Here is an 8,283-nt window from a genome sequence, read left to right as displayed (position 1 = left end):
GGTCAGCCCCGCCGCGAGGCCGATCCCGGCCCAGCCGCCGACGCCCGACAGCACCGCCACGTATTGCCGGCCGCGGTGCATGTAGGTGGTGACGTTGCCGACGATCCCCGACGGCGTCTTGAAGCGGTAGAGGGCGCGCCCGTCGCGGGCATCGACCGCCTTCAGGTAGCCCTCCAGCGTGCCGTAGAAGACCACGCCGCCGGCGGTGGCGAGCGCCCCCGACCAGACCGAGAAGGGCTCCGGGATCGACCAGCGGATCCGACCCGCCGCGCCGTCCCAGGCGATGAAGGTGCCGGTGTGCTCGGCGCCCGCGGGCGGGTGCAGCGCCAGCGTCGCGCCGACATAGGGCTGGCCGGCCGTGTAGCGCACGCGGAACGGCTCGTAGTCCATGCACATGTGGTTCGTCGGCACGTAGAACAGCCGGGTCGCGGGCGAGTAGGCGGCCGGCTGCTGGTTCTTGGCGCCGAGCGCGCCGGGGCAGATGCCCGTCGTGGTCTCGTCCTCGCCGGCGGCCTCCGGCGCGTAGCGCGGCTCGACCACGGGACGTCCGTAGGCGGGGCTCGCCGGATCCTGCTCGATGCGGCTCGCCCAGTTGACGCTCGGATCGAACTTCTCCGCCACCAGCAACTCCCCCGTCGCCCGGTCGAGGCTGTAGCCGAATCCGTTGCGGTCGAAATGGGTGAGGAGCCGGCGCGGCCGGCCCGCGACGGTCTGGTCGGTGAGGATCATCTCGTTGACGCCGTCGTAGTCCCACTGGTCGTGGGGCGTCATCTGGTAGACCCAGGCCGCCACGCCGGTGTCGGCGTCGCGGGCGAAGATCGACATCGCCCACTTGTTGTCGCCGGGGCGCTGGGCAGGGTTCCAGGTCGAGGGGTTGCCGGTGCCGTAATAGACGAGGTTCAGCGCCGGATCGTAGGAGAACCAGCCCCAGGTGCAGCCGCCGCCGATGCGCCACTGGTCGCCCTCCCAGGAGCGCAGCGAGGAATCGCGCCCGACCGGCCGGCCGAGCTCCGTCGTCCGCTCGGGATCGACCAGGATGTCGGGGTCGGGGCCCATGGAGTAGGCCCGCCACAGCCGCCGCCCCGTGGCCTGGTCGTAGGCGGTGAGGTGGCAGCGCGCGCCGTACTCGCCGCCCGCGATGCCGACGATCAGCTTGTCCTTCACCGGCAGCACGGTCGCGGTGTTGGTCTCGCCGCGGCCCGGGTCGCCGTTCTTCGCCGACCAGAGCGCGCGCCCCGTCTCAGGGTCGAGCGCGACCACGGTGGTGTCCGCCTGATGCAGGAAGAGCCGGCCGTTGGCGTAGGCGAGCCCGCGGTTGACCGTGTCGCAGCACATCACCGGGATCACGGTCGCGTCCTGCCGGGGCGCGTAGCGCCAGAGGATCCGGCCTTCCCGGTCGAGGTCGAGCGCGGTGACGGTGTTGGGAAAGGGCGTGTGCACGTACATCACGTGCCCGACCACGAGCGGCGCGCCCTCGTGCCCGCGCAGCACGCCGGTGGAGAAGGTCCAGGCGACGCGCAGGTCCTTCACGTTCGCCGCGTCGATCCGGTCGAGCGGCGCGTAGCGGGTGTTGGCGTAGTCGATCGTCTGGAGCACCGGGCCGGGCGGCGCGTCGGCGGCCCGCGTGGGCGCGACGAGGAGCAGAGCCTGCACCAGCAGGCCGACCGCGAGACGGATCGGGGCTCTCATGCTGTCACGCCTGTCCTTGCGCTCCGATGGCCTCCCCCGGTGCGGGGAAGGACGGGGCCCGTGCGCCTCACGGCACCAGCCAGCGGCCCGTCCACGGTTCGGCGCCCGCCCGGTCCCAGCGGGCGCGGCGGTGGCCGCGGCGGTCGAGGTAGAGGAAGTCGAGGGCAGCCACCCGCACCACCACGGCGGCGAAGTGCGGGCGGCCGAGGGCCGGGGCCTCGTCCGCGTCGGGAAGCGCGTAGGCGCCGCCCGCGGAGATCGCCGTGCCGGGCCCGGGCGCCGTGCCGTAGCAGACCCGGCTCATCGGCTGGGCACCGGCCCAGGCCGCGTCGGCGAGCGCGTCGTCCGTGTGGAGCGTGCCCAGTCCCTCGGCACGGATCTGCACCGTCGTGGCGCCGTCGTAGGCCATGAGCGCGCAGGCGCCGTTCCGGGCGATCTCCGCCGCCTTGTCGGAGCGGCGGTCGCAGTGGAAGCGCAGCGTGCCCGCGCCGGGATCGACCGCGCGCAGGACCACGGTCCGCACGCGCGGTGCGCCCGCCGCCCCGAGGGTGGCGAGCGCGGGCAGGTGGAAGCCGCTGCGCCCCCGCTCCACGCCCTCGGCGAGGAGCCGCCACGCTTGCGCGAAGCAGCCGTCGAGGTCGTCGTGGAAGGCGGGCAGCGGCGCGCGGCTCACGCGGCCCCCCGCCTGCGGCGGCGCTCGCGGAAGATCAGCGCGAGGTTGCGCAGGTAGATCACCGTCGAGAGGCCCTGCCCGATGATGATCACCGGCTCCCGTCTGACGAAGCCGTACACCAGCGTCATCAGCCCGCCGAGGATCGACAGGAACCAGAACGAGAGCGGCATCACGCTGCGCCCGGCCCGCTCGCTCGCGATCCATTGCAGGATGAAGCGCGAGCCGAAGACGAGCTGGGCGCCGATGCCGAAGACCAGCCAGAAGTCGAAGCGGGTGACGAAGACGTCGTAGAAATAGGCCGGCAGGTCCTCGGCGAGCTGGATCAGCACGGTTCCACCTCCGACACGTCGGGCGTCGGGCGCTTGCGCCGGATCAGCCACCAGACGCCGGCCAGATCCAGGATCCCGACCCAGAGCCGGTCGAACAGCCCGTAATTGGAGTGCCCCGAGAAGCGCGGACGGTCCACCACGTCGCGGTGGACCACCGCGTAGCCCTCGCGCGCGACGAGGGCCGGCATGAAGCGGTGCAGGGCGTCGAAATAGGGCAGCCGCAGGTAGACCGCGCGGCGGAACACCTTGAGGCCGCAGCCGGTATCGCGGGTCGAATCCTTCAGGATGCGTCCGCGCACCCCGTTGGCGATGCGCGACTGCAGCATCTTGAAGGCCCCGTCCTTGCGGCCCTGGCGCTGGCCCTGCGCGAGGCCGGCTCCGGGGCCGGCCTCCTCCAGCGCGGCGACGAGGGCCGGGATGAAGGCCGGATCGTTCTGGCCGTCGCCGTCGAGCGTCGCCACGATCCCGGCGCGCGCCGCCGCGACGCCGCTGCGGACCGCCGCCGACTGGCCGCCGCTCCGGGCATGGCGCAGCACGCGCAGCCACGGCCGGCCCCGGCGGACGCTCTCGAGCACCGAGCCCGTGGCGTCGGTCGAGCCGTCATCGACGTAGATCACCTCGAAGGCCCCGAGCGGGGCGCAGGCGCGCTCGAGCTCGGCCACGAGGCTCTCGATGTTGCCGGCCTCGTTCTTCACCGGCACGACGACGCTCAGACGATACGCGCTCACGGGACCACCGCGTAGGCCGCGAGGCCGACGCGGCGGCCCCCGTTGATGTTGAAGCCCGACACCGCGCCGACCTGCCGGGCGCCGGTCCTTCCGGCCTCGGCGGCCGCGAACTCGGCCGCCTGCCGCGCCTCGACGAAGACGAGGCGGCAGCCGCCCGCATGCAGGAAGTCGGAGGCCTCCCGCCCGGTCGGCGGCGTGGCGAGGTCGGTGCCGACGAGGAAGACGAGGCTCGGCTCGCGATAGCCGAGGCTCGCCACGCGCGGGCTCGCGCAGGGCAGCGCGTCCCGGATGGCGGCCAGCCGCGGCGAGACCTTCAGGGCCGGGATCTCGCGCTGGCCGAGGCCGAACAGCGCGGGCGAGACCAGAAGGCTCGCCAGCACGCCGAGGACGAGTGCCCGCTCGGAGCGGTGCGCCCGGAAGGCGAACCAGGCGGCGAGCGCGAGGCCGACCGCACCCGCGAGCAGGGGCAGCGCCGCCCAGGGGACCTGCCGGTCGAGCTGCCAGCCCGCGAGCGGCAATCCGACCGCGAGGCCCACCGGGATCGCCACCGCCAGGAAGCCGACGGCCGACGCGCCGGGCCTGCGCGGATCGAGGGCGCCGCGCCGGAGCGCCAGGACCGTGAGGATCGCCACCATCGGCATCAGGGGAAGCACGTAGTGCGGCAGCTTGGTGGGCACGCACTCGAAGATGGCCCATGCGGGCAGGATCGCCGCGACGAGGAGCGCCACGGCGTCCTCGCCCCGCGTGCGCCACGCGAACGGGATCGCCAGGGCCGCGAAGGCTGCGCCGGGCCAGAAGGTGCCGAAGAAGGCGAGCGCGTAGGTGCCGGGCGGTCCCCAGTGCTTCTCCTTGGCGCCGCCGACCTTGGCCAACATGTCCTGGCCGACCGCCTCCGTGAAGAAGGCACCGCCGCTCTTCCAGGCGATGGCCAGGAACCAGGGCGCGACCGCGAGCGCCACCAGGGCGAGGCCGAGCCCGGGACGCAGGCGCCTGAGCCAGTAGGCGTCGCGCTCGAGCCCCGAGAGGATCAGCGCCGGCAGGCCGACGAAGAGCGGCACCATCGGCCCCTTCACCAGGATGCCGAGCGCCAGCCCGCCCCAGAAGGCGAGGAGCGCGGAGCGCGGCAGCGGTACGACGCTGCCGCGCGAGAGCCAGGCGCGGGCGAGCGCACCGAAGCTCGCGACCGTACAGGCGGTCAGAAGCGCGTCGGTCTTGGCGAGGCGGGCCTCGGCCGAGAGCATCAGGCAGGCCCCGAACAGGGCGGCGGCGAGGAGCGCGTCCGGCCGGGCGAGGAAGGCGAGCGCCGCCCAGTAGGCGAGGAGCACGGCCGCGCAGGCGCCGACGAGCGAGGGGATGCGGTAGAGGGCGATCTCGGTGCGGGCGCCCGGCACGCCGAGCGCCTCGCCCGCCGCCACGCTCGCGGCCTGCAACCAGTAGATGCCGACCGGCTTCTTGTGGCGCGCCTCCGCCTGGAAGCGGATATCGACGAGGTCGCCCGTCTCCAGCATCTGCTTGGAGGCCTGGGCGAAGCGCGGCTCGTCCCGGTCCATCGGCTGCAGGCCGATCTGCCCGGGCAGGAACAGGACCAGCGCGAGGACGAGCAGGGCGAGGCACGCCCGCGCATGGGTCGCCGCGGCGAGCCCCGGCAGCCGGTCGATCAGGTCGGGTTCCGCGGCCCCCGCGCGGCCTGCGGACAGGCTGGTCATGCGTGGTCCGTCATCGTGCGCTGTCTCATCCGGGGCGGCCGTCTGCGGCCCCGGACCGTCGCCGTGTCGCGGCCGGCCGTGTCGATGATCGGCCCCGGAATGTCAAATGCGGCCCCGCTCGTCCCCGGCGAGCCCCGGCCATTCTGCCGCACGGCACCGTTCACATCCTCGGCTCATTGACTCGATGACATGCGGCCTCAGGCGTGTCGGAGCGTCATCGAAAGGGGCGCGAACGTGTCACTGGCTCTCGTCATCATGCTCGCCGGCGCCGTCGGCGCCATCGTCCTCACCCTCGCGGCGCTGCCGGCCGCCGACCGCTTCCTGCGCTGGTGAGCGCGCGATCGAATTTGAACCGGCCGGGTGCCTTCCGAGTTGATCGTGCGCAATGCAATCGGGAGGCTCGCGCGATGGAAGTGGTCGTCATGGTGGCCGGCGTGCTGGGGGCCGCGGGCACGATGCTCTGCATGATGCCGGGCCTCGATTCCTTCTTCGAGTGGTAAGCTCCCGCACGGGACGCCGCGCGAATCGCCCCGGCGGACGCATCCTCCGGGTCCCGTCGGCGTTGACCTGCAGCGTCGTTCGCGATGGAGGTGGCCGTGCTGATCTTCGCCCTTCTGTTTGCCGGCCTCGGCATTCTCGGCGCGCTCGTCGGCCTCGGCGAGCTGGGCCACCCGGTCGGCGCCCACGGCGTGCAGGCCTACGGCTGGGGCCTGACCGTCAACGCCATCGCGCTGGCGGTGTACTTCCTGTTCATGTGGACCCAGCGCTACCACGGCCGCCGGACCTGAGACCCCGTCCGGCGCCGCGGCTCAGAAGCTGAGCCGCAGCCCGCCCACCACGTTGCGCGGCGCGCCCGCGAAGATCGAGCCGGTGGTCGTCGCGAGCGCGGCCGGACCGTTCTGGAGGCCCGTCGCCGCGCTGATCGTGTTCGCGAGCGGCTGGGCGGAGGCGACGTAGCGCGCGTCGAAGAGGTTGCGGACCTCGAGGTAGAGGTTGATCCGCCGGGCGTAGCCGCCGCTGAGATCGGCGGCGTAGTGCAGGTTCGCGTTGACGATGGCGTAGCCCGGCGCCCGCAGCAGGTTGGCGTTGTCGAGGTAGAAATCGTCCTGCACGACGGTCTCGACGAAGGCGCCGAGACCCGCGAGCGGCCCGGCGGGCACGTCGTAGCCGACCCGGGCCAGGAGCTGGTTGGCCGGCACGCCCGGGATGCGGTTCCCGGCCCGGTCGAACCGCCGGGTCAGGCCGCCGGCGCTGAGTTGCTCGACGTAGTCGGTGTAGTACTGGTCGTTGAAGCCGTAGGCGAGGGTCGCCGTCCAGCCCGGCGTGAAGGCCCAGTCCATCCCGAGTTCCACGCCGCGATGCTCGGAGGCGGGCGCGTTGAAGGTGTAGCTGAGGAGCCCCGCGCCCGGCGATTGCGAGACCAGCTCGTTGCGGAAGAACTCGTAGAAGCCGGTCAGGCTGAGCCGCAGGGTCTCGGTCGGGGTCCAGTCGAGGCCGAGGTCGAGGCCGAGATTCTCCTGGGTGCGCAACTGCGTGTTGTTGCCGGGCAGGCCAGCCGGGGTGACGAAGAGGTTGCTGGCGGCGGGCGTGGTGTAGCCCGTGGCCACCCGACCCCGGAACGCCCATTCCGCATCCGGCCGGTAGGCGAGCGCGAGTTCGGGCGCGACGTTGAGGAAGCTTCGGTCCGCGTCCGCGACCGTGCGGGTCGCGCCGGTCGCCGCGTAGCTGTAGGCGAGGTTGCGGCCGGCGATCCAGGTGTTCTCCGCCGAGATGCCGAGCACGCCGGTCCACCGCTCCGTGAGCGCGAGCTCGACCCGGGCCCGTCCGCCGAGGTTCGACTGCACGGCCTCCTGGTCGCCGATGAGCGCGCCGAGGCGCGGGCCGCCGTAGGGCGCTCGGTTGTAGGTCGCGATGTGATTGTCGATCGTGCTGACGTTGAGCGCCGCGTAGCCGATGGCGGGCAGGCCGAACAGCTCGCCCCGCCGGGTGATGTCGCTGAGCAGGTTCCAGGACGGGTACGAGCCGCGCGAGGCGGTCACGTAGAAGGGTTGGTCGAAGTTGCGCTCATCGAAGCCAAGCTGGGTGCGCCAGGTCGTGTCGGCGTCGAGATCGTGCTCCCAGCGCGCCGCCACGATCGTGCGCCGGTCGTTGCGCCCGAAGGCGCCCTCCGCCGCCGTCACCGGCACGGTCGGCCCGAAGGCGCCGTTCGCGAAGAGGTTGAAGGTGGTACAGCCGGGCGCCGCGGAGGCCGCGGTCGCGCAGCCGCGCTGGTAGGGGTTGATCCGGAACTGCTCGAGCGACGAGCGCGCCGCGAGGTCGGCCTGCAGCGTGTTGTTGATCACCTTGAGGGTGAAGCGGTTGTCCGGCGTCGGCGTGTAGCTCGCCAGGAGGTTGACCGTCTGGGTGTCGTAGCTCGCGTGCTCCTGGTAGCCGTTGGCCCGCACGTCGCTGGCGAACAGGCTGATCTCGACCGGGCCGCTCGCGCCGCCGACCGTGAAATAGTTCGACAGGTACCCGAACGAGCCCGCATCCGTGCCGACCTCGTAGCCGCCGATCTCGCGGCCGGTGCGGGTGCGGAACGCGATGGCGCCGCCCGTGGCGTAGTTGCCGAACAGCGCCGATTGCGGTCCCCTGAACACGTCGATGCGGCTATAGGCGCGCGGATCCGTCAGGTCGAACCGGGCGGCACCGTCGGGCTGGGTCAGGACGAAGCCGTCCTCCAGCACGACCGTGTTCTTCACGACGCCGGTCGAGCGGGCGTTGTTGCCGCGGATCGACACGATCACGTCGCGCCCACCATTGCCCTGCCGCACGGTGACGCCGGGGCTGTTGACGAGAACGGAGCCGATGCTGGTGGCGGGGCGGTTCGCGATCGTGTTGCGGCGGTCGATCGCGGTCACGACCTGCCCGACCGGGTTCTCGATCACGGCGGGCGCCGAGCCCTGCGGGGAGGCCACGCCGAAGCGGGCCGAGACCGCTGCCGCCGGTCCGGCCTCGCCGACGACGGAGAGTTCTTCGAGAGTCACGCTGTCGCCCTCGGCACGGGCCTCGCTGCCGAGACCGGGACCGAGCGCGAGCGGGGCGGCCGCGAGCAGCCAGGCAGCGCGTGGAAACGCCGCCGCACGCGAGCAGCGGAGATGGAAGACAGACATCGTGAG

The 8,283-nt window shown here is 72.7% G+C and carries 7 protein-coding genes; 1 reads left to right on the top strand and 6 read right to left on the bottom strand.

Annotated elements, in window-relative coordinates; all coding sequences use genetic code 11:
* The 5 genes from AX737_RS29140 to AX737_RS29120 form a co-directional block, all read right to left on the bottom strand.
* On the bottom strand, positions 1–1,689 hold a 1,689-nt coding region (locus AX737_RS29140), incomplete at its 3' end, for a methanol/ethanol family PQQ-dependent dehydrogenase (RefSeq protein WP_082773364.1).
* Positions 1,690–1,756: 67 nt separating this feature from the next.
* Positions 1,757–2,362: a pyridoxamine 5'-phosphate oxidase family protein gene (locus tag AX737_RS29135; protein WP_066927454.1), complete on the bottom strand. Its 606-nt coding sequence runs from the start codon at positions 2,360–2,362 to the stop codon at positions 1,757–1,759.
* The gene (locus tag AX737_RS29130) at positions 2,359–2,691 is read right to left on the bottom strand and encodes a lipid-A-disaccharide synthase N-terminal domain-containing protein (RefSeq protein WP_066927452.1); all 333 of its coding nucleotides are present in this window, start codon (positions 2,689–2,691) and stop codon (positions 2,359–2,361) included. The genes AX737_RS29135 and AX737_RS29130 overlap by 4 nt, the downstream gene beginning before the upstream one ends.
* A complete protein-coding gene (locus AX737_RS29125) occupies positions 2,685–3,419 on the bottom strand; it encodes a glycosyltransferase family 2 protein (protein WP_066927450.1) in 735 nt (244 codons plus the stop codon). The genes AX737_RS29130 and AX737_RS29125 overlap by 7 nt, the downstream gene beginning before the upstream one ends.
* Positions 3,416–5,125 (bottom strand): glycosyltransferase family 39 protein, encoded by a 1,710-nt coding sequence (locus AX737_RS29120; protein WP_066927448.1) that lies wholly within the window; start codon positions 5,123–5,125, stop codon positions 3,416–3,418. Before AX737_RS29120 ends, AX737_RS29125 begins: the two co-directional genes overlap by 4 nt.
* A 596-nt stretch (positions 5,126–5,721) precedes the next feature.
* On the opposite strand from AX737_RS29120, the gene AX737_RS29115 reads away from it, so the two are divergent.
* Entirely contained in the window at positions 5,722–5,913 is a 192-nt protein-coding gene (locus AX737_RS29115) for a hypothetical protein (protein WP_156454036.1), read from the top strand.
* Positions 5,914–5,934: 21 nt separating this feature from the next.
* Here AX737_RS29115 and AX737_RS29110 read toward each other — a convergent pair whose 3' ends face one another.
* Positions 5,935–8,277 carry a TonB-dependent receptor gene (locus AX737_RS29110; protein ID WP_066927456.1) on the bottom strand — a complete coding sequence of 781 codons (2,343 nt, stop codon included), beginning with the start codon at positions 8,275–8,277 and terminating at the stop codon, positions 5,935–5,937.
* Positions 8,278–8,283: the final 6 nt, after the last annotated feature.

It is taken from the genome of Methylobacterium sp. CCH5-D2, from assembly GCF_001556475.1.
In the GTDB taxonomy this organism is placed as follows: domain Bacteria; phylum Pseudomonadota; class Alphaproteobacteria; order Rhizobiales; family Beijerinckiaceae; genus Methylobacterium; species Methylobacterium hispanicum.
This window is presented reverse-complemented; position numbering and strand designations above follow the sequence as displayed.